This window comes from Flavobacterium rarum (SeqCode) (genome assembly GCF_965234445.1).
Classification (GTDB): Bacteria; Bacteroidota; Bacteroidia; order Flavobacteriales; family Flavobacteriaceae; genus Flavobacterium; species Flavobacterium rarum.
Genome location: NZ_OZ248490.1, coordinates 107344 through 133549, shown reverse-complemented (window position 1 = coordinate 133549; position 26206 = coordinate 107344). Strand labels below are relative to the sequence as shown.

25 protein-coding genes and 1 tRNA gene are annotated in these 26206 nt (G+C 33.8%); 11 read left to right on the top strand and 15 right to left on the bottom strand.

The window, feature by feature from the left end; genetic code table 11:
- Positions 1-27: 27 nt before the first annotated feature.
- The 7 genes from AC8GF4_RS08740 to AC8GF4_RS08710 form a co-directional block, all read right to left on the bottom strand.
- Positions 28-429, bottom strand: coding sequence for a GxxExxY protein (locus AC8GF4_RS08740; RefSeq protein ID WP_506593947.1), 402 nt, complete (start codon positions 427-429; stop codon positions 28-30).
- A gap of 152 nt (positions 430-581) precedes the next feature.
- Positions 582-1343 carry a glutamate 5-kinase gene (gene proB, locus AC8GF4_RS08735; RefSeq protein WP_506593946.1) on the bottom strand — a complete coding sequence of 254 codons (762 nt, stop codon included), beginning with the start codon at positions 1341-1343 and terminating at the stop codon, positions 582-584.
- A gap of 173 nt (positions 1344-1516) precedes the next feature.
- On the bottom strand, positions 1517-2713 hold the full coding sequence (locus AC8GF4_RS08730) for a glutamate-5-semialdehyde dehydrogenase (protein ID WP_506593945.1): 1197 nt from the start codon (positions 2711-2713) through the stop codon (positions 1517-1519).
- Positions 2714-2944: 231 nt separating this feature from the next.
- Positions 2945-4084 carry an aspartate aminotransferase family protein gene (locus AC8GF4_RS08725; RefSeq protein WP_506593944.1) on the bottom strand — a complete coding sequence of 380 codons (1140 nt, stop codon included), beginning with the start codon at positions 4082-4084 and terminating at the stop codon, positions 2945-2947.
- 79 nt (positions 4085-4163) lie between these two features.
- Entirely contained in the window at positions 4164-5141 is a 978-nt protein-coding gene (gene argC, locus AC8GF4_RS08720) for an N-acetyl-gamma-glutamyl-phosphate reductase (RefSeq protein WP_506593942.1), read from the bottom strand.
- 421 nt (positions 5142-5562) lie between these two features.
- Positions 5563-6756: an argininosuccinate synthase gene (locus AC8GF4_RS08715; protein WP_506593940.1), complete on the bottom strand. Its 1194-nt coding sequence runs from the start codon at positions 6754-6756 to the stop codon at positions 5563-5565.
- Positions 6757-6813: 57 nt separating this feature from the next.
- On the bottom strand, positions 6814-7434 hold the full coding sequence (locus AC8GF4_RS08710) for a GNAT family N-acetyltransferase (protein WP_506593938.1): 621 nt from the start codon (positions 7432-7434) through the stop codon (positions 6814-6816).
- A 797-nt stretch (positions 7435-8231) separates the two neighbouring features.
- Here AC8GF4_RS08710 and AC8GF4_RS08705 point away from each other — a divergent pair.
- From AC8GF4_RS08705 to AC8GF4_RS08690, 4 genes are all read left to right on the top strand, one after another.
- On the top strand, positions 8232-8555 hold the full coding sequence (locus AC8GF4_RS08705) for a hypothetical protein (protein WP_506593936.1): 324 nt from the start codon (positions 8232-8234) through the stop codon (positions 8553-8555).
- 233 nt (positions 8556-8788) lie between these two features.
- Positions 8789-8971, top strand: coding sequence for a hypothetical protein (locus AC8GF4_RS08700; protein ID WP_506593934.1), 183 nt, complete (start codon positions 8789-8791; stop codon positions 8969-8971).
- Positions 8972-9270: 299 nt separating this feature from the next.
- On the top strand, positions 9271-9930 hold the full coding sequence (locus tag AC8GF4_RS08695) for a carbonic anhydrase (RefSeq protein ID WP_506593932.1): 660 nt from the start codon (positions 9271-9273) through the stop codon (positions 9928-9930).
- 18 nt (positions 9931-9948) lie between these two features.
- Positions 9949-11121: a porin gene (locus AC8GF4_RS08690; RefSeq protein WP_506593930.1), complete on the top strand. Its 1173-nt coding sequence runs from the start codon at positions 9949-9951 to the stop codon at positions 11119-11121.
- A gap of 143 nt (positions 11122-11264) precedes the next feature.
- On the opposite strand, the gene AC8GF4_RS08685 is transcribed toward AC8GF4_RS08690, so the two are convergent.
- Entirely contained in the window at positions 11265-12449 is a 1185-nt protein-coding gene (locus AC8GF4_RS08685; RefSeq protein ID WP_506593928.1) for a COG3014 family protein, read from the bottom strand.
- A gap of 144 nt (positions 12450-12593) precedes the next feature.
- Complete coding sequence (gene fahA / locus AC8GF4_RS08680) at positions 12594-13877, bottom strand: fumarylacetoacetase (RefSeq protein WP_506593926.1); 1284 nt, start codon at positions 13875-13877, stop codon at positions 12594-12596.
- A 107-nt stretch (positions 13878-13984) separates the two neighbouring features.
- On the opposite strand from fahA, the gene glyA reads away from it, so the two are divergent.
- From glyA to AC8GF4_RS08665, 3 genes are all read left to right on the top strand, one after another.
- Positions 13985-15259: a serine hydroxymethyltransferase gene (gene glyA, locus AC8GF4_RS08675; protein WP_506593924.1), complete on the top strand. Its 1275-nt coding sequence runs from the start codon at positions 13985-13987 to the stop codon at positions 15257-15259.
- A 237-nt stretch (positions 15260-15496) separates the two neighbouring features.
- Positions 15497-16090, top strand: coding sequence for a MiaE family protein (locus AC8GF4_RS08670; RefSeq protein ID WP_506593923.1), 594 nt, complete (start codon positions 15497-15499; stop codon positions 16088-16090).
- 154 nt (positions 16091-16244) lie between these two features.
- The gene (locus tag AC8GF4_RS08665) at positions 16245-16742 is read left to right on the top strand and encodes a GNAT family N-acetyltransferase (RefSeq protein ID WP_506593921.1); all 498 of its coding nucleotides are present in this window, start codon (positions 16245-16247) and stop codon (positions 16740-16742) included.
- Between the two features lie 4 nt (positions 16743-16746).
- On the opposite strand, the gene AC8GF4_RS08660 is transcribed toward AC8GF4_RS08665, so the two are convergent.
- Positions 16747-17316, bottom strand: a complete 570-nt coding sequence (locus AC8GF4_RS08660; RefSeq protein WP_506593920.1) for a pentapeptide repeat-containing protein — start codon at positions 17314-17316, stop codon at positions 16747-16749.
- A gap of 167 nt (positions 17317-17483) precedes the next feature.
- Between AC8GF4_RS08660 and AC8GF4_RS08655 the strand changes: the two genes are divergently transcribed.
- Positions 17484-18527, top strand: a complete 1044-nt coding sequence (locus AC8GF4_RS08655; RefSeq protein WP_506593919.1) for an NAD(P)-dependent alcohol dehydrogenase — start codon at positions 17484-17486, stop codon at positions 18525-18527.
- Positions 18528-18583: 56 nt separating this feature from the next.
- Here the strand turns inward: AC8GF4_RS08655 and AC8GF4_RS08650 are convergent.
- A tRNA-Arg gene (locus tag AC8GF4_RS08650) sits at positions 18584-18657 on the bottom strand.
- A gap of 114 nt (positions 18658-18771) precedes the next feature.
- Here AC8GF4_RS08650 and AC8GF4_RS08645 point away from each other — a divergent pair.
- Positions 18772-19284, top strand: coding sequence for an adenine phosphoribosyltransferase (locus AC8GF4_RS08645; protein ID WP_506593918.1), 513 nt, complete (start codon positions 18772-18774; stop codon positions 19282-19284).
- A 154-nt stretch (positions 19285-19438) separates the two neighbouring features.
- Here the strand turns inward: AC8GF4_RS08645 and AC8GF4_RS08640 are convergent, their stop codons facing one another.
- The 4 genes from AC8GF4_RS08640 to AC8GF4_RS08625 all read right to left on the bottom strand — a co-directional run bounded on the left by AC8GF4_RS08640 (position 19439) and on the right by AC8GF4_RS08625 (position 23762).
- Entirely contained in the window at positions 19439-19588 is a 150-nt protein-coding gene (locus AC8GF4_RS08640) for an SsrA-binding protein (RefSeq protein WP_506593917.1), read from the bottom strand.
- 79 nt (positions 19589-19667) lie between these two features.
- Positions 19668-21551, bottom strand: a complete 1884-nt coding sequence (locus tag AC8GF4_RS08635; protein WP_506593915.1) for a M56 family metallopeptidase — start codon at positions 21549-21551, stop codon at positions 19668-19670.
- Between the two features lie 5 nt (positions 21552-21556).
- Positions 21557-21916 carry a BlaI/MecI/CopY family transcriptional regulator gene (locus AC8GF4_RS08630; RefSeq protein ID WP_506593913.1) on the bottom strand — a complete coding sequence of 120 codons (360 nt, stop codon included), beginning with the start codon at positions 21914-21916 and terminating at the stop codon, positions 21557-21559.
- A gap of 616 nt (positions 21917-22532) precedes the next feature.
- Complete coding sequence (locus AC8GF4_RS08625; protein ID WP_506593912.1) at positions 22533-23762, bottom strand: MDR family MFS transporter; 1230 nt, start codon at positions 23760-23762, stop codon at positions 22533-22535.
- Between the two features lie 1164 nt (positions 23763-24926).
- Between AC8GF4_RS08625 and AC8GF4_RS08620 the strand changes: the two genes are divergently transcribed.
- Together AC8GF4_RS08620 and AC8GF4_RS08615 are read left to right on the top strand one after the other, a co-directional pair.
- Complete coding sequence (locus AC8GF4_RS08620) at positions 24927-25529, top strand: DUF1684 domain-containing protein (protein WP_506593911.1); 603 nt, start codon at positions 24927-24929, stop codon at positions 25527-25529.
- Entirely contained in the window at positions 25529-26185 is a 657-nt protein-coding gene (locus AC8GF4_RS08615; RefSeq protein ID WP_506593909.1) for a TatD family hydrolase, read from the top strand. Before AC8GF4_RS08620 ends, AC8GF4_RS08615 begins: the two co-directional genes overlap by 1 nt.
- The last annotated feature ends 21 nt before the right edge of the window (positions 26186-26206 follow it).

The window sequence follows — 26206 nt, the reverse complement described above, 5'->3', positions numbered from 1 at the left end:
ATTTTTTAAACTTATAATTGATGTCGATTAAACGATTTTTTGTTTTCTTGCTTTTCGGTTGTTTTCATATATTTTTCTTTTGAATTCGGTTTTTTTTCCAAAGTTTAAAAGCAATCCCACTTCACAATCTGTAGCTCTTAAATAATTTAAAATTTGGTTTTCAAAATCTTTTACAATACAATCAGCGGCTTTTAATTCGAGAATAATCGTGTTTTCAACTATTAAATCAGCATAATATTCACCTACTTCAGTTCCTTTATAGTAAACGTTAATTCTCTTTTGAGCTTCAACCTTATATCCTTTATTTTTTAATTCTAAATACAGGGAATTTTGATACACTTTTTCTAAAAAGCCATAACCCAATTCATTATAAACTTCATAAAAAGTTTTTATAATAACATCTGTTAATTCTTCGTGTAATAGACCCATATTTAAAATCAGTTTAATTTATGTCTTACCTTTTAGATAATCCGTATCATCCGCGTTCCATTCTGTACAATCCTAAGAAACATCAGAAAAAAAAACATCAGTTTTTATCCGCGACTTTGCTTTAGCAAATCCGGGTCATCCGCGTACTATTTCTACACTATCTTTGTGAAAGCAATTTCATTATTCATCGCCTTCAACATAAAATTATCTTCGAGTCCGTTTACAATCCAGGTTTCGATATTTGCCGCTTTGGCAATGGCCGCAGAATCAATTTTAGACTGCATGCCTCCTGTTCCGTGAGAGGATTTTGCATCGCCAATTTCCTTTTGTAACAGCGATAAATCGGTAACCAATTCTATTGTTTTTGGAATATCATCGTTAATTGACGATTTGGTGTAAATTCCGTTAGTGTTGGTTGCAATAATCAGAATATCAACATTTAATAGTACTGCTGTTAAGGCTGCCAGTTTATCGTTGTCTCCAAATTTAATTTCATCTGTTGCTACAGTATCATTTTCATTGATAATCGGAATGTAATTGTTCTTGACTAATACATTGATGGTATTTACGATGTTGACATTGGACTGTTCCTTTTCAAAATCAGAATAGGAGAGTAGGCATTGTGAAATATGCAAACCCAAATCACTGAAATTTTCGTGGTAAATCCGCATCAAATGAGGCTGTCCAATCGAAGCTAAAGCTTGTTTCACAAACACTTCCTGGTCGTTATTGTCCAATTTTACAAATTGTTTGGCGGCAGCAATTGCTCCTGAGCTTACAATAATAAATTCGTATTGGTCTTGCAAAGCCGCTATTTGCATACCAATATCTTCAATTTTTCCTCTCGAAATATGATTGGTTTCCTTGGTTAAGGTGTTACTGCCTAACTTTAGTAATATTCTTTTTTTAGCCATTTTTATTTTTTTTTTTACCGCTTGAGGATTTTACCGCAAGGGGCGCAAATTTTTTATAATTGGAACGTTTAGAATAGCAATGTTCGCAAAGCATTATCTTCCTAAAAATCTTTATTCTTTGTTCTTTTCTCTTTATTCTGAAATCAAAAATCGTTAATCAACAATCTGCAACCTTATCTTATCTGTCCGTCACCATAAATATACCATTTATTAGTCACTAAATGCTGTAAACCAATTGGTCCGCGTTGGTGGAGTTTATCGGTACTGATTGCTAATTCTCCGCCAAGGCCAAATTGACCGCCATCTGTAAATCGGGTAGAGGCGTTTTGATATACGGCTGCTGTATCCACATTCTCCATGAATTCTTGGGCAACAGCATCATTTTTGGTGATGATAGACGCCGAATGGCCACCACAATATTTGTTTATTTTTTCGATGGCTTCTTGATTCGAATTGGTAACTCCAATCACAATTTTATAATCCAGAAATTCTTCATACCAAACCAAATCCGATTCTATTTGAGGAACGTTTGTTATTTTTGAAATCGTTTCGTCTCCCAAAACTGTGACGTTTTTTTGTTGCAATTCGGTAACCACTTTTTTTGCAAAAATTTCCCAGTTTGGCAGATTTGTGTCGATTAATACTTTGTCCAAAGCATTGCAAACTGATATATTGGACGTTTTACCATTGATAATGATTGAAAGGGCTTGATCTAAGTTGGCGTCCTTTTCTACATACACAAAATTGTTGCCACGGCCGCTTACAATTACAGGACAAGTAGCGTGTTTCTTGACAAAAGCAATTAGATTTTCACCGCCTCTAGGTACAATCAAATCTACTTTTTGGGTTGGTTTTTCCAAGAAGGCTTGTGTTTCGTTTCGGTCGTAATTCAAATATTCGACCCAATTCGTATCTACCTCATTGTCTTTTAAGGCTTGGTGCCAAAGACTCACAATCTTTAAATTGGAGCGCAAGGATTCTTTACCGCCTTTCAAGAGGATTTTATTCCCCGATTTGAAAGCGATACCGCCTGCTTCAACAGTAACGTCCGGTCTTGATTCATAAATAATCAATATCGTTCCGAAAGCCGCTGTTTTGTTGGTGATTTTAATGCCATTATCGTGTACAAAATGAAAGTGTTCCTGTCCTACAGGATCTTCTTGGGCAAACAATTGACGCAACGAAAGAATCATTCCGTCAATTTTGGCATCATCTACAAGCAAACGTTTTTCCATCGCCAAATCATCACCTTTGTAGTTCTCAAGGTCTTCCTGATTGCTTTTTTTGATATTGGTTCGTTCTAGCTCGAGCAAATCTGCCATTCGATTCAGAACTGCATTTCTTTTTTGTATCGGTAATAAATGGCTCATTATCTATTTTAGATTTTAGAGGTTAGATTTTAGAATTTTGTAATATAAAATATAAACTTTGCTCCGCAAAATCTGTTACTTTGAGGGTGTTTTAAAGGTTTTTAACCTTCGTTTTGTATTCGGTCAGAGACCGATCGTCACTTCCGCAAAGTCGGAGACTTTGCGGAGCGGTTTAATTTGTTGGGAAACCATTGTCAAAGTTTTGAACTTTGACAATGGTTTATTGAAAAACTAGGCCTTTAATTCAGCTAAGCTTTCTTTCAGCGCAACTATAAACGTATCAATTGCTTCTTTCTTAATTGTTAAAGGCGGAAGGATTCTCAATAGATTTTTATTGTTGGCACTTCCGGTAAATATAAGCTTTTCGACTATCATTTTTTTACGCAATGCACTTACGTCAAAATCAAATTCTATGCCTAGCATTAATCCTTTCCCTTTTATTTTGACAATTTCAGGCACTTGTTTGATTGCTTCCAAAAAATAGGCGTAAACGTCATTTACGTTGTCTATCAGTTTTTGATTTTCAATTACATCTAGAACTGCAATTCCAGCGGCACAAGCAAGATGGCTTCCACCAAAGGTAGTTCCTAATAATCCGTGGCTAGCAGTGAATTTTGGAGTAATCAAGATTCCGCCAATCGGGAAACCGTTCCCCATTCCTTTGGCAAGGCAAATAATATCCGGTTTAATGTTGTGGTGTTGAAAAGCGAAAAACTTCCCGCTTCTTCCATAACCGGATTGTACTTCGTCTAAAATTAAAACCACTTCGTATTGACTGCAAAGTTTCTCTAATCCTTGGAAAAATTCAGTTGTGCCTTCATCCAATCCTCCAACGCCTTGAATTCCTTCGATTATTACGGTACAAACATCTCCTTTTTTCAATTCGGTTTCTACCAAATCAAGATTGTTTAATGGTAAGAAAGTAACGACTTGCTGCGCATTGATTGGAGCAACAATTTTCTTGTTGTCTGTTACCGCAACCGCTGCCGAAGTTCTTCCGTGAAAAGAGTTGTCAAAAGCAATCACTCTTGATTTTCCGTTGTGAAAAGAAGCCAGTTTTAATGCGTTTTCATTGGCTTCAGCTCCAGAACTGCAAAGGAATAAGCTGTATTCTTCGCATCCTGAAAGTTTGCCTAGTTTCTCAGCCAATTCCACTTGCAATGGATTCTGAATCGCATTCGAATAAAACCCGATATTGTCCAATTGATTTTTTAATTTGGCTACATAATCCGGTTGGGTGTGGCCAATGGAGATTACTCCGTGGCCACTGTATAAATCTAAATATTCTACTCCGTTTTTGTCTGTAATCTTGCAATCTAATGCTTTTACAGGAGTGATGTTGTATAATGGGTAAACGTCAAATAAGTTCATTTTGTTGATGTTAAATGTTATAAGTTAGGGGTTATAAGTTATACGTTAAGGCACGCTTAACTTTTGACTCTTAACTTTTCTAGAATCCACTTGGTTTCAAATGCAATCCTGTAGTTTCTTCCAATCCAAACATTAAATTCATGTTTTGAATGGCTTGTCCGGAGGCGCCTTTGACTAAATTATCAATTACAGAGGTAATCAAAATCCGGTTTCCTTTTTTCTCTAAACTAATAATGCATTTATTGGTTTGAACCACTTGTTTCATATTGATGCCAGCTTTAGTAACGGTTACAAAAGGTTGGTTTTTATAAAATGCTTCGTATTTAGAAACAATATCTTCCAGACTTTCGTTGCAAGTGGTGTACAATGTTACGAAAATCCCTCTTGGAAAATCGCCTCTGTTCGGAATAAAAAGCAGTTCGTTTGTGAAATTATTTTGCAATTGGTGCAAACTTTCGGATATTTCACCTAAATGTTGGTGTTCGAAAGCTTTGTAATGCGACATATTATTGTTTCTCCAACTGAAATGAGAGGTTTCTGAAAGTCCCACTCCAGCTCCGGTACTTCCCGTTGTGGCGTTAATGTGAATATCTCCATTTAATAATTTAGCTTCCGCCAAAGGCAATAATGCCAACTGAATTGCAGTGGCAAAACAACCCGGATTAGCAATGAACTGAGCGTTTTTAATTGCGGTTTTGTTCAGTTCCGGTAAGCCGTAAACAAACTTTTTACCGTCAAAAACTTCGTCTTTATGTAATCTGAAATCGTTTCCTAAATCGATGATTTTGGTATGGTTCGCAAACTGATTTTCGGTCAAAAATGTTTTTGATTTTCCGTGTCCCAAACACAAGAAAACCACGTTTACATTCGGATTTACGGTATCGGTAAAGTTCATTTCGATATCGCCCAATAAATCGTGATGCGCTACCGAAAGCGGTTTTCCAGCATTTGTGGTGCTGTAAACAAAATCGATAGTAACATCGGGATGAAACATTAATATTCTGATGAGTTCGCCGGCCGTATAGCCAGATCCGCCAATTATACCTATGTTAATCATAATTTTTTTTGTTTTGTTTTACCGCTAAGACGCAAGGGCGCAAAAGGGTTTTGTTATTGCTATTCAACTGAATGTGATTTTATTGCTTTTCCTGCAAGGTCTTTTTTTTGACCTTGTAGGTATTTAAACGGACTATATTTCATCTAAAAGTGTTTGAAAATACTTTGCAGGATGAAAAAATATTTTTTTCTCTGACCTTGTTTAAGCATTCTAAACTATACCTACAAGGTTAAAAAAAAACCTTGCAGGATAATAAAACCTGAAAAACCTCAATATCCCTTTTTAGCCCCGACAGAAGGGAAAATCCTTTTGTAGAGACGGGTTTCAAACCCGACTCTACACAAGATTGGAATGATGGCGGGAACCCATACCTCCAAAAATGCCTAATCTTTCGCTCCTAACAATTCTTTAAATTGCCGTATTAATCGTGCGTCAATTTGTTTACCGACGAGAATATATTTTGTGCATTACCCAGAATTTTGATAAATCCTTTGGCATCGTCAGAGGTCCAAGCGTTGTTCATTTCGCCGTATTGACCAAAACCGGTATTCATCAAGTCGTTTTCGGACTCGATTCCGTCAAGCGTAAAATGATACGGTTTAAGCGAAACTATCACGGTTCCGTTTACCGTAGCTTGAGTGTCTTCGAGGAAAGCCTCGATGTTACGCATTACAGGATCTAGAAACTGCCCTTCGTGAAATAACATTCCGTACCAGTTTCCTAGTTGTTCTTTCCAGTATTGTTGCCATTTTCCAAGCGTGTGTTTCTCTAATAAATGGTGTGCTTTGATGATGATTAAAGGGGCGGCAGCTTCAAAACCAACTCTTCCTTTGATTCCGATAATCGTATCACCCACGTGAGTATCTCTACCAATAGCATACGCGTTGGCTAATTTTTCTAGCGCAACGATATTTTTTGTTGGTGCATCAAGAACGCCATTGATTCCCACTAATTGTCCTTTTTCAAATTGAAGCGTTACTTTCTCTTCTCCTGTTTTTTGCAATTGCGATGGGTAGGCTTCGCTTGGCAATGGTTTACTTGAAGTCAAAGTTTCTTTTCCACCTACGCTAGTTCCCCAAAGCCCTTTGTTGATGGAATATTGTGCTTTTTCCCAAGAATAGTGAACGCCGTTTTTAGACAAATAATCCACTTCTTCTTGACGAGATAATTTTAAGTCTCTGATAGGAGTGATGATTTCGATTTCGGGAGCGATGGTTTGGAAAATCAAGTCAAAACGAATTTGGTCGTTTCCTGCACCTGTACTTCCATGAGCGATTGCTTCGGCACCTACAGATTTGGCATATTTTATGGCTTCTATTGCTTGAAAAACACGCTCAGCACTTACAGATAGGGGGTAGGTGTTGTTTTTTAAGACATTGCCATAAATTAAATATTTAATGGCTTTGTCATAATATTTATCAACGATGGTTAAGTTGGCGTGTTTGGCGCTTCCTAGTTCGTAGGCTCTGTCTTCGATTGCTTTTAATTCTTCGTCGTCAAAACCGCCGGTGTTGATTAATACGGTATGAACTTCATACCCTTTTTCATTTTTCAAATATTTAAGACAATAAGAAGTGTCTAATCCTCCGCTGTATGCTAATACTACTTTTTTCATTTTTATTTTCTTTAGGCTTTAAACTTTAGGCTTTAAGCTGTGGTTTTTTATTAAAACTTATTGTTTTTTAAGAAATAATGCTTGTTTTATTTCTTTCAATCGATTCAATATTTTTACATTAAACGGATGTTTTGGCGGGTCTTTTGGTTTTTCTTTTGGATCAAAAAGCATACCAGTACACAAACACATTTTGTATTCTTTGCTTTTTAAAATTTCAAAATTGGTACAGGTTTGACACCCTTTCCAAAAACTTGGGTCTGTGGTTAATTGGGAGAATGGAACTGGTTTGTAACCCAAATCCGAATTGATTTTCATTACCGCCAATCCTGTCGTGATTCCGAATACTTTTGCGTCTGGATATTTTTGTAACGAATAGTCAAAAACAAACGATTTGATTTTTTTTGCCAATCCCAAATTTCTGTAATCAGGATGTACAATTAATCCGGAGTGTGCTACAAACTGTCCGTGTTGCCAACTTTCGATATAGCAAAAACCAACAAAAATTCCGTTGTTAAGCGCAATAACCGCATCCCCATTTTCCATCTTTTTTTGGATGTATTCCGGCGTTCTTTTAGCAATTCCAGTACCTCTCAATAGGGCAGATGATTCTATCGTATCGCAAATTTCCTGCGAATACTTATAATGTTCTTCTTGAGTAACTACAATAGAAATATTCATTTCAAAAGTTATATTTTAGATTAAAAAAAGCAAAGTAATTCAATTTAAATCGTTCTGATTTTGCATTATCAAATATAAGATAAATACAATAAATGACAACCCAATATATTGAATTACAGATAGATAAATTTTGTATGGTATTGTTTTTTGGATGTATAAATCCAAATAAAAATGGAAATAATTTCAAAACGTTAAATTATAGGAATGAATAAATATATTACTAATACACTTTGGAAGCTATAGTTATAGCATCCGTACTTCGGGAGAAGTCGTAGGTGTGATTATCCGGGAGATAATTGTTATATATGTTCCTGTATTTTTCATCGGTGCAAATGTATAATTATTTTTCGAACCAAATACTAAATTTTTTGCAAAAGTCAAATTTTTAACAAATAGAGCGGTTTTTGTATTAAAAAAGAAAATTTTAAATCAAAAGACTGTTTTTTGGTATAATTTTTCTTTTTTTTAATGAGTAGGCGAAGGTTATGAGGTGTATGCTAATTATTTGACTTCGTTAGTTCGCAAAAGCTCATATAAGTGAAACCTCTGCAAGAAAAAAGGGGTAGTTACTTTGTCGACATTAGACAAGATTTTAAGGAAAACAAGAAGACTTTTTTTATAAGAAAGGAATTAATTAAAAAAAATAATTTTAATTTTTCTGTATTGGATATTGGGTATATTTGGTAGAGAGAATTTTGTTAATTATTTTTTAATGCTTAATGACTTGCAATAATCGTAGTTTTGTATTGCTTAAAATAGGATTCATTTAAATATAAAAGAACACAATTTAAAAACTAATGATCGTATCAATAACTAAAATCGAGTTGCTTTCTTATTCAAAACTTTTTGCTTTTTTTAAGTTTAATGGGCAAATTATAAAAGATCTACAACAAACGAATTGTAAAAAATATAAAGTAACAGGGAGCTGGAATTTTAAAGTATGGTATACAATGACTTTGTGGGAAAATGAAAATGATATTAATGATTTTTATCGAAAAGGAACTCATTTAGAAGCTATGAAGCAATCTAAAAAATTTTCTTCTAAAATTGAATCAAAACGATCGATTCATGATCAATTGATGAATTGGAAAGAAGCAAAAAAAGTATTTTTCCCAAATTAGTAATGGAAGAAAAACAAAGAAAACAGAAACTGCTCATTCGAAAAATAATTCAAATCGTTAAAGTTTTAGTTTTGATTGGTTTAGCTTAATACTATTTTATGAATGAGAAATCGGTTGGAAAAGAACTTACCGCTTTAGTAGACAGATAAAAAACCGCTTGCCTAATAATAATAATAATAATAATAATAATAATAATAATAATAATAATAATAATAATAAGCAATGATATACGGATGGAAAATGTAAAAGATTTGTCCAACAATACCGTTCAATACGTTTTTACTTTGGTTCATGTTCAAAAACAACACATTGATGTTACTGCTTTTAAAAAGTCTGTAGAAAATGAAATAGTGAGCAGTTTCACAACAAATTTGAGTCTTGAAACTTTTAGAGATAATCAATCTACAGTGATTTAAAACAACAAAGACAGCAACGAAATAAAGCTTTTTAAATTTATTTTGACTCCCGAAATGTATTAATATACCTGTTAAATTTTATTTTGAGTGAATTCCTATATAAATAAACTTGAAATCCATTTAAGAATTTCAATACAAGATATTAACTATAACGTTTGATTCTATTAAATGATATTTTGCCTATTTAATAAATACATCAAACATGATAAATGTCAATATGTTCAAAGTTTTCTATCCTTAATTTTACGCCTTCAATGACAAAAATTAGTTTGTTATTGTTGTAATTTAAGGAAACAACCATGAAAAAAGGACTACTTTGTTTGCTGTTTTTAAGCGCTTTATTTGCTTGTAATAAAACGGAAAACCCAAATTTGTCACCCCTTCAAAAATTGGAAGAAGGAAACAAACGATTTTCTTCAGGAAAACCCGTGCATCCAGATGAAACACTCGAAAGATTAAGAGATCTTAAAAAAGGGCAACACCCATTTGCTATTGTTATAAGTTGTTCGGATTCCAGAGTTCCGGCTGAACTTGTTTTTGACCAGGGACTAGGTGATATTTTTTCAATTCGTACTGCAGGAAATGTAATGGGAGATTATGAATTGGGGAGTATAGAGTATGCTGTAGAACATTTGGACTGTAAATTGATTGTGGTTATGGGGCATAAAGATTGCGGAGCTATCAAAGCATTTATCAATTCCAAAGGGCATTATGACCACTTGGATCACATAAAAAACATTATTAATTATATCGAAAGGGAGAATGAAGAGAAAAATCTATCGACTACCGATAAATTATCTGTTGATAATGCCATAGATGCCAATATTGCTCACGGTGTTGCTTTTTTGAAAACTGCAGAACCTATTATAAAAGAGCGATTTGATGAAAAGAAAGTAGATATTATAGGTGCTTTGTATGATGTTGAATCGGGTAAGGTGGTCTTTAAAAATATAAAATAGTAGAAGTAGTAAAACCTGATGAAAAACTTTATTTATTCAATGCTTCTTTTGTTTTCATTTTTCTCATTTGGTCAAAAACAAACAGAAGAAGGAAATCTTGAAGTAGCTCCTTTGATTCCGACTTCAAAACTTTCTTTATTAAAAGATGTAGATGTTATTTTTAATACTCGAATGGCTTTTGATAATTATTTTGTTGATAACAATCATACCAATTCGCTTTTTTCGGTTAATCAATTCCGATTTGAAGTGAAAGGCAAAATTCATGACAAAGTATCCTTTCGATTCCGAAACCGTTATACAAAAATTGCTGATCCAAACACAGTAGATAATATTAGTCGTTCTGTGGATTTTGCGTATGTAGCCATTGATATTGCTCCGCAAACGAAATTAACTTTTGGAAAAATGATTGGCGATTGGGGTGGTTACGAACTTTTGATGAATCCTATCGAGATTTTATCCTATAATACCATCAATAATAATGCAGACAATTTTCTTGTAGGGGCAGCTCTTACGTATGTATTATTGGATCATAAAAATGCTTTCAATCTTCAGGTTTTGAATTCCAGAACCAAAACGTTTCAAGAGCAATATGGAACTACTATTCCTCCTGGGATTAAGGCCAGCGAAACCCCGTTGGCGGTAGTAGGCAATTGGAAAGGACATCTGTTTAATGGAAAACTGGAAACCACCTATAGCTATGGTTATTTTATGGATGCCGAAAATTCCAGTCGCAATTATATTGCTTTAGGAAACAAATTGAAAGCTGATAAATTAGTGTTGTATTACGATTTTCAATACAGTAAAGAAGACTTAGATCAAAAAGGTATTGTTTCAAATATCATTAAGAGCAAATATACTTATGCAGCACAAGATGTTTCTTATGTTGAAAACTGGGTTAGAGCGGAGTATATGATTCGGCCAAAAGTTAACTTGTTGTTGACCTTAATGAACAGTAATGGTTATTGGAATGGAAATCCTGACCCCAATAAAAGTTCTAATTTGGTAACTTCTTACGGTATTATTCCAACGGTTGAGTATTCTCCATTTGCCGATTTCAATATGAAGTTTTATGTAGGTTATGTGGCGAAGAAAAACAATTATTCTAACTATGCCCAAAATACTTTTAATGCAGTGGAGGGCACTACGGTACAGATTAGTTTTGGGATAATTGCACCGTTATTGGTTTTGTAATTGTAAAATATTTTTTTTTTTGAGCGAAAGTATACAATGCTTCTTGAATATTTTTATTTTGCATTTAATAATAGGGTTAAGATTTACAAGAAAAGCAACTCAGTTTTGAGTCGCTTTTCTTATAATTATAAATATCAAATGTTTTATTTTCTAAACTGATTGCGAGTAATCACTGCATTTATTTTGGATTTCAAATCTTCACCAGTATCATAAATCATTTGCTCGCTAGTTGGAAAAGGAACTATTTTTTTGTCAAAATAGCTGAAATAATTATCATCGGCTGCTCTTCGATCTCCTTTATAAGTAGAATAGATGTTTTCAAAAACAAACTCACTGGATATAGGGAAGGATTCAATTGATTGTTTCGATTTATTGTCAATGTAATCTACTTTTGCAGCAATTTGACATGATTTAAATTGTCTAACTTCGTAAATGTTTACTGTTGCTTTAATAAGATTGTCAATCATTACTGGTTTTCCTTGTCTGTCTAAAACAATATTTCCATTGGCGTCAAGCTGTTTTTTTTGTCCGTCAACAACTTGGCGTTCTTTGATGAATTCTCGTTCTTTTATTTGTTCTGGAGATATAAAAATCGATCTAAAGTTGATTAGCATTCCATAATCATAATACGTGTCTTTTTGTTTTGTGCTATGGTAAACGGTCCATTTGTCATTCAATTTGTAACTTTTGAAATCCAATAAGTCATTTTGCAATTGATTAGGGATAAACATGTTGGTTTCGTTTTGTGTATATACAATCACATAATCTGTACCTTTTAGTTGTGCTTCTTTCATCATTTTGGCCACATCTTTGTAACCTGGGTTTATCTTATCCAAATAAGCTAAATCATCATATACTCTTCGATAATTCATTTTACTTTTGGTAAGCATCAAGGCTTTTGCATTATTGTATAAATAATTGGACAATGCGTTTTTGCTACTGATGATTTGTTCATTATAATTATCGAAAGGGAAAGTAGCATTTCTTCCTTCGTTCATTAATTTTAATGGAAGTAATGGTCTGATTTTTTCTTGGCGATCATTAAGAGCTAGGTAAGTATTGTAAATTTTCTCCAAATCGTTTGGATTGTTTTGTTTACTAAGAAAGTCAATAGTATTAAGATCACGTTCTTTGGCTTTAGCGAAAGCTTCTTCTAGCAAATAGATGTAATCTTGTTTTCCTTTTTTGTCTTTGTTGGATCGTAAGTTGGAAAGTGCAATATCAATAGCGGCGTCATAATTACCAGAAGCCAGATTATTTTGAGTTTGTTTTACTCCGCAGGAAGTGAATAGAACAAAAAATGCAATTAAGAAAGTAATTTTTTTCATGTTTTGGGGCTATGAATAATTTTTGTTTTTATACTTGAAATATATTTTGCAAACTTACTATTCCTTAATTGAATTATACTTATTGAACAGCATAAAAAAAACCGACAACTATTTAGATTATCGGTTAATGTGAAAGTATTTAGATTATTGTCTTACATAAGGAGGAAGCAGTTTGCTGGAACATTCTCCAAAACCAATGCGTACTTGTCCGTTTTGGCTGAATCCTTTTATAATTACAGTATCTCCGTCATTTATAAATTTACGTTCAGTGCCATCATTTAAAGTGATAGGATTTTTTCCGCCCCATGTCAATTCCAGCATGGAACCATAACTATCGGGGGTAGGGCCAGAAATAGTTCCAGATCCCATCATGTCTCCAGAGTTTACTCTACAACCGTTTGATGTATGATGTGCTAGTTGCTGACTCATTGTCCAGTACATGTATTTGAAATTGGTCCTAGAAACAACAGTTGGTTCTTCGTTTTCTGGAGCAATGGCAACTTCAAGATTAATATCGAAAGAGTGTTTTCCTTTTTGTTGTAAATAAGGAAAAGGTGTTGGTTCTTGTTTTGGTCCTTTGGTTCTAAAAGGTTCCAATGCATCCATAGTGATGATCCATGGAGATATTGAAGACGCAAAGTTTTTGGATAAGAATGGTCCCAATGGAACGTACTCCCATTTTTGAATATCACGAGCACTCCAGTCATTTAATAATACCATTCCAAAAATATAATCTTCGGTTTCTCCAATTGGAATATTTTCTCCCATTATATTAACATCTGTAGTAATAAAAGCAGTTTCCAATTCGAAATCTATCAGTCTAGAAGGCCCGAAAACTGGAGTTGTTTCTCCATTTGGAAGCGTTTGTCCCATAGGTCTGTGCACTGGGATTCCAGATGGAATAATAGAGGAACTTCTTCCGTGGTATCCTACAGGTATATGAAGCCAGTTTGGTAATAGAGCATTTTCGGGATCGCGAAACATTTTTCCAACATTGGTAGCATGTTCTTTACTGGAATAAAAGTCAGTATAATCACCTATTAATACCGGAAGTTGCATCTCAACATCTTCCATTCTAAAAATAACTATATCTCTATGCGAGTTGTTGTCTCTTAATTCTGGATTTGTTGCATCAAAAATATCTGCAATTCTATTGCGTACCAATCTCCATGTTTTTTGTCCATCGGATATAAAATCATTCAAGGTATCTTGCATAAACATATCGTCTGTCAATTCTATACCTTCAAAGTAATTTAACTGTTGTAATGCGCCTAAATCGATAGCAAAATCGCCAATACGAGTACCTACTGTTACAATGTTTTCTTTGGTAAGAAAAACACCGAAAGGGATGTTTTGAATAGGGAAGTCGCTGTTTGACAGCACCTCTAACCATGATTTTCTACTGGTGTCGTTTGCTTTTATTGGCATGATAATGTTAATTGTTTGTTGAAAATTACTTGTCAAATATATTATAATCTAACAGTTAAACAAACGTTTTTTTGTATTTTTGCGTCAAATTAACGAAAATCAAAGAAATGCAACGCGACGAACAAATTTTTGACCTCATTCTTGAAGAACAAGACAGACAAATTCACGGACTAGAACTTATAGCTTCAGAGAACTTCGTAAGTGACGAAGTATTGGAAGCAGCTGGGTCTGTTTTGACTAATAAATATGCCGAGGGATATCCTGGTAAAAGATACTACGGCGGATGCGAAGTAGTAGATATTGTTGAACAAATAGCTATTGACAGAGCCAAAGAATTATTTGGTGCTACTTATGCAAATGTGCAACCACATTCTGGGTCACAGGCCAATACTGCAGTGTTTTTTGCATGTTTGAAACCAGGTGACAAAATATTAGGTTTTGATTTATCACATGGAGGACACTTAACTCACGGTTCACCAGTAAATTTTTCTGGACGTTTGTATAGCCCAGTTTTTTATGGTGTAGATCAAGAAACAGGACGTTTGAACTATGATAAAATTCAAGAAATTGCTACTAAAGAGCAACCAAAATTAATCATTGCAGGAGCTTCAGCTTATTCTCGTGATATGGATTTTGAGCGTTTTAGAGTAATTGCTGATAGTGTTGGTGCTATTTTAATGGCAGACATTTCACATCCTGCAGGGCTTATCGCCAAAGGGTTGATGAATGATCCAATTCCTCATTGTCATATTGTAACAACTACAACTCACAAAACATTGCGTGGACCACGTGGAGGTTTAATTATGATGGGTAAAGATTTTGAAAATCCTTGGGGATTAACTACACCAAAAGGAGAAATCAGAATGATGTCAGCTTTATTAGATCTTGCCGTTTTCCCTGGAAACCAAGGAGGTCCATTGATGCACATTATAGCTGCCAAAGCAGTAGCTTTTGGTGAAGCATTAAAAGATGAATTTTTCACCTACGCTATGCAATTGCAAAAAAATGCAAATGCTATGGCTGATGCTTTTGTAAAAAGAGGTTACAATATTATTTCTGGAGGTACAGACAATCACATGATGTTGATTGACCTTAGAAACAAAGGAATTTCTGGTAAAGATGCTGAAAATGCATTGGTAAAAGCTGAAATTACTGTAAATAAGAACATGGTTCCATTTGATGATAAATCTCCATTTGTAACTTCGGGAATTCGTGTGGGAACTCCAGCAATCACAACTCGTGGTCTTGTTGAAGAAGATATGGAAACTATTGTTGCTATGATTGATAAGGTTTTAATGAACCATACCGATGAAGATATCATCGAAGAAGTAGCCAATGAAGTAAACGAAATGATGAGCGAAAGAGCAATCTTTGTTTTCTAAATAAAGGTTTAAAAGTTTAATCGTTTAAATTGTTTAATCGTTTAACTTCGACTGTAAAGGTTTAAAGTTTAAAAATTTGTGCGAACATAATGTCTTCACAAAGAATTTAAACTTTAAACTTTTTCTTTTTTTATTCGAATTAGGGCTTAAACTTTTAAACAGTTTAAACAAAATTAAACAAGTCTTAATCGATTTTTAAACGAATCTAAAATCTGCTATCTAAAATCTAAAATCATCATGTCTGTACTAAGATTAAAATTACCAACCGACCCAAGATGGGTAAATATCGTCGAGAAAAACATCGAAGAGATTCTTACCGATCACGCTTGGTGCGAGCAAAAAGCAGCTACCAATGCCATAACCATTATAACCAACAATTCGGAACACCAAGATTTGGTAAAGGATTTATTGGCTTTGGCCAAAGAAGAAATCGATCATTTCGAACAAGTCCACAATATCATCATCAAACGTGGTTTAAAGCTTGGTCGCGAGCGCAAAGACGATTACGTAAATGAATTGTATTTGTATATGAAAAAAAGCGGAGACGGAAGCCGTGTTTCGGGTTTGGTAGAACGTTTGTTATTTTCTGCTATGATAGAAGCTAGAAGCTGCGAACGTTTCAAAGTGCTTTCTGAAAATATTCAAGATGAAGAACTATCTGTTTTCTACAGGGATTTAATGGAAAGCGAAGCAGGTCATTATACTACTTTTATAACCTACGCCCGAAAATATGGAGTTGGAATCGATGTCGAAAAACGCTGGAGAGAGTGGCTGGAATTTGAAGAATCTATTATTTCCAATTATGGTAAGAATGAGACTATTCACGGATGAGGATAGTGTTCAGTGTTCAGGTTTTTAGTGTTCAGTTTCAGTGTCTTTTAATCCATTTTTTTTTTATTGAAAGAGTAAAGCAATTCAGAAAAATTCTTAATACTCAAAACTTAATACTTTTTTCTATTTTCTAATCTCTATTTTCTATTTTCAAATGATTACAATAATTCCAGCTACAACAAACGATTACAAAACAATTCAAGACATAGCTCATCAAACCTGGCCAATTGCTTATGGAGAAATTCTTTCGAAAGCGCAATTGGATTATATGTTGGATGCCTTTTATAATGAAGAAGCGCTAAAGGATAGTGTTCTAAATAAAGTACATCATTTTTTATTGGCCAAAGAGGGCGAGGAGACTTTGGGTTTTGCTTCCTATGAGCATCATTACAATCAAAAAAAGCAAACCAAAATTCATAAAATTTATATTTTGCCACAAACTCAAGGCAAAGGAATTGGAAAGATATTAATTGATTTTGTTGAAAATATTGCTAAAGAAAATGATTCAACTGCACTTTCCTTAAACGTAAATCGATTCAATAAAGCCTTGCATTTTTATCAAAAATTAGGATTTGAAATCGTGGAAGAAGTCAATATCGAATTGGATCACGGTTACCTTATGGAAGATTATGTAATGGAGAAAAAATTATAGTTCCTTACTTGACAATAATATCATGTCTATAAAGCAAACCTTTCAGCCCTTCTAATGCAAATATTGCTTTCTTTAATTTTGTGACTTTTGGGTCAATAGTATAATTGTAACTGGTCTTAAAATTGGCTTTGTTGGCAATGGCTTTGGCAAATTCGGCGCGGTACAAATCGCAATTTTCAAAGAGTACTTCAGTCAAATCGGTAGCCATAAAATCTACTGCAACCAAACTACAATCAATGAATGGAGTTCCTTTTATTTTCAAAGTATAAAACTTGGAAAAATCAAGTACACAATCAGTAAAGCGGACTTCAAAAATAAGTTTGTTGCACATCGAAAAATTAACGTCCTTAATTTCGCAACGATTAAAAGTTACGGTTCTCAAAGCCACATGATTAATTTTGCCTTCGCTGAAAATACAATTATTAAAAACACAATCAATAAAAGTAACGTCCATAAAGTTACAAGCCGAAAAGGTGCATTTATTGAATGTACAACATTCAAATTCCTTGAAATTGACTTCATCCACGCCATAAGTATGGTTGTTGTATTCTTTGTCTAGGAAATATTCGGGCATTTATTGGTTTTAAATTCAAGGTTTATGAAGGATAACAATTAACAAAGAAACAAATTTCTAAATCTTTAAAAGTCTTCAATCAGAATATTTTTTTAATTTATATTATTGTAAAATTTAAAACACTATTAATCAATAATTTACATAACTTTATTGAAAAATTATTGATTATGATAGCAACAAAAGGATTTGCAGTACAAGATGCTAAGTCGGACTTAGCACTTTGGAATTTTGAAAGAAGAGAAGTAGGGCCACATGATGTGCAGTTTGATATTCTATTTTGTGGTGTTTGTCATAGCGATCTCCATCAAATAAAAGATGAATGGGGCGGGGGTATATTTCCAATGGTTCCGGGACATGAAATCGTTGGTAAAGTTATAAAAGTGGGTAGTCATGTCAAAAAGTTCAAAGTAGGCGATCTAGCAGGAACAGGCTGTTTGGTTGATTCCTGCAGAACTTGTGATAACTGCAAAGAAGGTTTGGAGCAATTTTGTTTAAATGGATTCTCTGGTACTTACAATGGGATGGAACAAGACCACAAAACGCCAACTTACGGAGGTTACTCCAATACGATTGTGGTTCACGAAGATTTTGTCTTGCATATTTCAGATAAACTTGATTTGGCTGCTACAGCACCATTGCTTTGTGCTGGAATAACAACCTATTCACCATTAAAGTTTTTAGGAGTTGGAAAAGGACATAAATTGGCAGTTTTAGGCCTTGGCGGTTTAGGGCATATGGCGGTAAAATTCGGAGTTGCTTTTGGTGCCGAAGTAACCGTTCTGAGTACCTCACCCAAAAAAGAAATTGATGCCAAGAAACTTGGAGCTCATAAATTTGTAGTTACTACAGACACTGAACAACTTAAAAGTGTTACGGGATATTTCGATTTTATTCTCGACACCGTTTCGGCTCCACATGATTTAAATTTGTATATATCGATGTTGAAAACCAAAGGAACTCATGTTTGCATTGGAGTGCCACCATCTCCTTATGAATTGCAAGCTTTTGGTCTAATCATGGGGCGTAAGAGTATTGTGGGTTCACTAATTGGCGGTTTGCCTGAAACCCAAGAAATGCTCGATTTTTGTGCAGAACATGGAATTGTTTCCGATATTGAAATGATTGATATTAAAAACCTAAATGAGGCTTTTGACCGAATGGTAAAAGGTGATGTACGTTACCGCTTTGTCATAGATATGGCAACGTTGTAGATGAGGTTTAAAAAGCAAAAACCCTAAACATCTTAAAATGTTTAGGGTTTTTTTTGTGACCTTGACTGGATTCAAACCAGTAACCTCTTGAGCCGTAATCAAGTGCGCTATTCAGTTGCGCCACAAGGCCATTTTGCTTACTTATTCATTGTTTTCAATGCTGTTCGTTGAACTTGTTTGCGGGTGCAAATATAAGAATAAATGTGTAACTTGCAAGTATGAATTTATATAAAAATTAAAAAAAATGAGTTTAAAAAATTATATACGTGATATTCAGGGATTTCCAAAAGAAGGAATTGCTTTTAAAGACATCACTCCTTTGTTAATTAATGCAAATGCAAGGAAAGAATGCCTCGAAATCTTGGTTTCATCGGTAATAGATAAAAAAATAGACAAGGTAATTGGTGTAGAAAGCCGCGGTTTTTTCTTCGGAATGCTTTTGGCGCAGGAATTGAATGTGGGTTTTGTTCCGGTTCGTAAACCCAATAAACTGCCTTTTGATACCATTTCGGCTTCCTATGATTTAGAATACGGAACTGATACACTCGAAATTCATACCGATGCCATACAAAAAGGCGATCGAGTTTTGATTCACGATGATGTTCTGGCTACAGGAGGTACCGCAAAAGCGGTTTGCGAATTGGTAGAACGACTGGGAGGTGTAATTGTACAATGCAATTTCCTGATGGAGCTTACTTTTCTGAACGGTAGAGAAAAAATTGTTGGTAATGCCATTTTTGCGGCAATGACGTATTGAAAAATGAGAGTTTAATGTTGTTTAAGTTTTGTTTAAAGTTTTTAAATAGGGCTGTTTCCAAACTTTTTTGTTGTTAATGAATCAAACCTTTTTAAGCGGCATTAGGCTCTTAAACAATTAAACTTTTAAACAATTTCAAACTCTTTTAAACTAACTACAATCTGCAATCAAGTGCTTTTGTTGTTACATAATACCGATAGCCAATAATTGCCATTTGCCATTTTTTGGCTTTTGAAAGATCTAATCTTTGTTTGGTAAAGCTTGGTAAAATTAGTTTGTTGATTTGAGCTAGAATTTTATACATAGTAGATTTTTTTTTCAAAGATATAAAAAAAGACGGTTTTGATGAGAAACCGTCTTTTTTAATGATTCTTTGAAAAACATTAATTATTTTCTTTTTCCATTTTGGACTGATATTCTTCCATTTGCTTTTCATAAACTTTCATTTTCTCTTCAAAAATTTCCATTTCTTTATTGTAGGGTTCCATTTGTTTGTCAAATTCTGCCATTTGTTTGTCAAAAGCTTCCATTTGAGGTTCTAGTTTTTTCATTTTGGCATCATATTCTTCCATTTTCTTTTCAAACTCTTTCCAAGCTTTTTTATCTCCATGTATAGGGTCTCCTTTTGGCGCTTTCGGTGCTTTTGGAAATGCAGGATGAGGTGGTGTTTTAATTTTTAAAACGGGTGGTGTTGGAGGAGAAGGAGGGATTGGCACATTTTGGTCATGAGAAGTAAAAGTATCTCTTTTGGTTACAATTCGAATTGTTTTTCCGTTTTTATTGACATCCATTGTTTCGATTTTTCCTTGGTCTAAATTGTCTAATTCGTTTTGGTTTACTTTTTGGCCATTGATATAAATGTCATTTTCGCTACCTATTTTTGCAAACTTTTTTGTAATTATTCGGATTTCTTGTTTGTCATTGTTTTTATTGACATTTACTGTTGCAATTTCGTTTGGATCTATTTTGTCCATTTCGGCTTTGTCTGATTTTGCTCCATCAATAAAAATTTCAGTGTCGGCAGGAATAGATGTATTAGAAACAATAATCTTGCTTTCTTGAACTAATTTATCGTTCGTTTTATTATTCTCGGTAACGATACCAATATTTGTGGTTCCATTATTGTTTTTGGAAATGGCTATTGCAAATTCTTTTATAGGTTCGCTGCTATTTACTTCCATTATGGTAGCTATTTCTTTTCCTTTTTGAAGTTTAATTTTTAAACCAATTAATTCATTATTTGAATTCCTTTTTATATGAGAGAAAGTGGTTGTTATGGAATATTTTTCACTAAGAATTGCGGCTTTTTCTTTTAACTCTGCTTCTGTTGTATTCTTAGTGATTTTATAAACATCTTCATCATTTGAAGTTGATTGTTCTATTCTTTGATTCTGCTTCTTCTCTTTTGCAATTACTTCCATTTGGAATAAAAACACAAAGGCAACTAATGCTGGAATTACTAATAGATACTTCCAGGAATTCCATTTTTTTGATTGATTTTTGTTTAACATAACGATTCGTTTTTTGATTAATGATTGATAAAAATGATTGGTAATGGCAACGCAGTTTTCGTGTGTTGTTATTTTTAAAAGTGTGAGTTGGTAGGCTTTTTTGTCGGATATGTTTTTGGAAGCTTCATTGTCTGCTATGAATTCTAGGTTTTGCAAAATGGCTTTTTTGTACAGCCATATAAATGGATTGAACCAAAAAAGAATACAAAAGAAACGTGTGATTAGTACGTCTATAGTATGGTATTGGTCGCTGTGTGCTTTTTCGTGTTCGAGTATGCTTTCCATTTCAGATTCGCTGTACAGTGATGAATTGTAAACAATGGTGTTGAAATAGGAAAAAGGAGCTATGTTCTCTTTTATGTCAATGAATTTATGGTCGGCTTGTTGGTATGTAGGTTTTCCTTTTAAAACGCGATTAAGATTATAAAAGTCAAGAAAAAACTGTGTTAAAAACAACATAATTCCAATACCATAACTGCCTGTCAAAAAGAGATACCAGTTGATTTCAAAGCTTTCTTTTTGTATTGCAACTGTATGAGGTATTCTAGTCCAGTTAAAATTTGAGGGTGTTGGTTCTACCCAAACAATGGAGGTGAAAACTATCCATGGCAAAATTACAGAAGTTAGTAAACCTGCTAAAAGATACCAACGATTTGCCGTGAAAAAAGTCTCTTTTCGCAATAGGAAATAATAAGCGATGTAAAACATTCCTATCAGTCCGCTGGATTTTGCTATATTAATGAATAGTGTTTCCATATTTGTTATTGTTTTTGCTCTATCATCGATAAAATTTCTCGCAATTCGTCTGCTGATATTTTTTCTTCTTTGGCAAAAAAGGACACCATATTTTTGTACGAGCTATTGAAATAGTTGTCAATGGCTGTATTCATAAATTTTTTGCTGTACTCTTCTAAACTTACAATTGGAAAGTATTGATGTGTGTTTCCAAAGGCATTGTAGGCTACGAAACCTTTTTCTTCGAGGTTGCGTACAATAGTGGATAAGGTGTTGTAATGCGGTTGGTCTTCTGTGATTTCTGCCATAACTTCTTTTACGAATGCTTTTTTGAGCTTCCATAAAATGTGCATGATTTCTTCTTCCTTGTTTGTTAATTTTTGCATGATGATTTTATTTGAAACAAACTTACAACTATATTTCTAGTTTGCAAACTATAAATATAGTTATTTAACTAATTTTTTAGTTTTACATCGATTTTATTGAACTGGATTGAGTTATCTTAACAGGTTTCTAAAACGGGTTAGGTGTTTTTGAATTAAAGGAATAGGAGTACCCGTGGCTTAGAGCAAAACAGAAAATTGGCCACAGATTAAAAAGATTTACACAGATTTCTTTATGATGCGCATAAAATCTGTGAGAATTTGGATAATCAGTGGCAGAAAAGTAGATTCGGTACACTTTGCGGACAGTATTATAATGAAAATGGTTTTATATTGTGCTTAATTGGTAAAAAGCAATTTATAGAATTGAAAAGATTTTAGAAAAAGTATTAAATATCAAACAGGTTTTAGAAACCTGTTAGGATAAAGATGAAAATAACGTTAGTACTGCAAAACTCCTTTTGAAATACAACTGCTGTGGTTTTTTTCGTGAGGGGTAGAAATAAGTTACCTTGTAACATGGATGACCCGACCGTATTTGAGAAAGTGGCCGAATAAGCAGTGTGAATATTGGGTCACTTTTTCAAATACGGTCACGCCCAAATGATTCTTTAAAAAATTAAATTTGTGTTTTGGGTTGATTTTGTTCTACTTGGATCAATTTTTGGAGCCAAATACAGGCTAATACACCCAATAAACCAAAACTTCCCATTGCAATCCAGTTGGTTTGATAGCCAAAACGACTGATGATTTCAAGTCCTCCTTTTGCACTTAGGATATGAGCAAGGCTAAAACTCATAGTGTATAGTCCCATATATTGTCCTTCTTGCCCTTTTGGAGCTCTATTGAGTGCAATGGCATTGGAGAAAGGGAAGGAAAATATCTCGCCAAATGTCAATAAAATGACACTTACAATAAGAATGCCTACCCAAATGTCTATCAATAAAATGTAATAACCCAAAGCCATGAATAACGACCCCCAAAGGATATTCTTGATTTTACTTGTTTTTTTTCGTTCTAACATGCTCACTATAGGCATGTCAAACAAAAATACAAGTAAGCCATTTATAGATATGATTAATCCGGTTTGGAATTCGGATAAGCCAAATTTTTCATGATGATAGAGTGGTAAAGTGGTGAATATTTGGAAAAAGACCATTGCGGATATAAAACAAATAAAAAGTAGTACCCAAAAAGGTTTGTCTTTGTAAATTGACTTTTTTTCTAAAGGAATTGAATCGGATTCGACTGCTATTTTTTTCTTTTCTTTTACTAATAAAACAAACAATAATATGGCAATAATACAAGTAGTACCATCGGCCCAAAACAATCCTTGGTACCCTAGACCTACAATGATTAAACCTCCAATTGTTGGTCCAGCAGTAAAACCTAAATTCACAGCCAAACGGACCAAGGACAAGGCTCTAACTCTGTTTTCGGGTTTGGCATAGACGCTTAGGGATACGTACATTGCGGGACGAAACATATCGGATATGGCCATAATCACAAACATTCCTATACATAATCCCCAAAATGAGGTTATGTATTGCAATAAAATAAATAATACACCGCTGATAAATAGACTAAAAATCATGACTTTGTAAAACCCGATTTTGTCCGATAATTTTCCGCCAATCCAAGCGCCTAGCATGGAACCTAAACCAAAACAAACCATTATCCAACCTACTTCGGTATAGGTAAAATGTAAATTTTCTTTTAAATATTTGGATAGAAAAGGCAAAACCATTGTCCCTGCTCTGTTAATGAAGGTTACAAGAGTCAAAATCCAAACTTCTCGTGTGAATCCTTTAAAATTATTGATGTATTGGCTAAGAGCAGTTTTGAGCATTCGAAATTTTGAATTTATTCAAAGGTAAAACTAAAATGTTTAACCGCAAAGAGTACACTATCCGCAAAGGGTAGCGAAATTGGCGAAATATGACTATCCGTAAAGCAGACTATGATTGATTTTTTGACACAGATGACACAGATTAGCACTGATTCTTTGGGTATAAATTAAAAGTTTGAGTATAATATATATATAATCTATAAGGCCAGAAATGGATTAACTAATTTTTATCTGTGTAAATCCGTCCAATCTGTTGAATATGTGTTCTATTTTTTGATGTGTCCACACTATAGGAAAGCTTTCGGGATTCACAAATTAATCTGTGAAAATTTGTGTAATCTGTGTCAAATAAACATATTTGTAACTATTCAGCTTAATAAGATTTTGATACCCCGAAAGCTTTCCTATCGTGTGTACACAAATATATTCTACTTCATAATGGGACACAGATTCTACAGATTAGACAGATTAGCACTGATTCTTTGGTTATAAATTAAAAGTTTGAGTATAAAATATACATAATCTATAAGACCAGAAATGGATTAACTAATTTTTATCTGTGTAAATCCGTCCAATCAGCCCCGATTGCTATCTTATCGTGTGGACACAACTCCAAAATTTGGGTTTTGAATAAAGCAATTTATTATAGTAATTCCTCTTGACAACGATTTGATTATACCATAGCCAACGGTTTCAACCGTTGGGGACAATATTAGGGGAAATTCAATGTCTAAAAAAAATGTTTATCGATACGTTACCCACGGTTAAAACCGCGGGCTATGTTGGAATTGCTGATAAAACTAGGTCTTATTAAAATTGATTTATTAAGAATACGTAAAAAAAAGGCTAATATTTGTGTACACACAATAGGATTGCTATCGGGGTCTGTGTTCTATTTTTTGATGTGTCCACACTGTAGGAAAGCTTTAGGGCTTCACAAATTAATCTGTGAAAATTTGTGTAATCTGTGTCAAATAAACATATTTAAGTTTTTACTTTTATTTAATAAATCGATTAATAATCTTATTGGTATTAGTTACGGACAGTCATATAACGAAATTCCTTGCGGTCTTTGCTGTTAATCTGTAAATGCATTGTTTTTTTTAAGAGGCTATGGTTTTGTGGCTTTGTAACTTTAAACTATTTTTGTCTAAAAATTAAAACATGAGAGTTATACTGACTTTGGTTCTATTGACATTATTTAATGTAGGCTTTGCCCAAGAAAAATTTGATGTATTAGCTGTCGAGAAATTTCAAAAAGAGCTCAACACAGAGTATGCAGATGCCAAAACAAGCCCTTTGACAGTTGAAGATTTGGTTCATTTCAAATCATTGGATTTTTATCCTATTAACGAGAAAGCTTTTGTTGTTGCTCAGTTTACAAGAACGGAGAAGGAAAAACCATTTGAAATGCCAACTTCTACTACTAGAAAACCAATGTATGTAAAGTATGGAGAAGCCCGATTTCTATTAGACGGAAAAGAATTCAAACTCAATCTGTATCGCAATATAGAACTTTCCAAAAAAGAGGAGTACAAAGACTATTTGTTTTTGCCTTTTTCCGATTTGACTTCAGGGAAAGAGAGTTACATAGGCGGGAAATACATAGATTTAAAAATCCCAACGGGAGATGCTATTGCAATCGATTTTAATTTGTCGTACAATCCATACTGTGCCTACAATTACAAATATTCTTGCCCGAAAGTGCCTTTGGAAAATGATTTGGCGATTGAAATAAAAGCAGGTGTAAAGAAGTTTCACGATTAATGCAATTTTTCAACTTACATACGCACAAATATACCAATCAAGAAAACGTTTTGGAACTCGTGAATCAATACCCACAGGAGTTTGATGAAACTATTCCGTTTTATTCCATCGGAATTCATCCTTGGTATATAAGGGAAGAGCAATTGGAAACTGATTTGCAAATTATAGAAAGCAAATTAAAAGAGTCAAATTGTCTCGCACTTGGCGAATGTGGATTGGACAAACGCATAGAAGCTCCATTAGAATTACAGCAAATGGTTTTTGAGAAACAATTACTTTTGGCGGAGAAATACAAAAAGCCTGTCATAATTCATTGTGTTGCTTCATTTCAGGAAGTAATTGCCACAAAGAAAAGATTAAAATTAAATGTTCCCATGATTATTCACGGATTTTCTAAGAACAAACAAGTGGCCAAGGAATTAATTGATAACGGGTTTTATATTTCGTTTGGTAAATATTTATTGCGCAATCCTGAACTGGAAAGTGTTTTTTTGAGTGTTCCAAACGATAGATTCTTTTTGGAAACCGATACAGTAGAAGAAGGAATTGAAGCAGTATATACTTTGGCTTCTACATATAAAAAATGGAAGTTGGATAAAATGCAACAACAAATAATAACTAATTTTGCAGCAGTTTTTAGATGTTATGAATTATGAGTTCTGCGTTGTGAGTGTCGG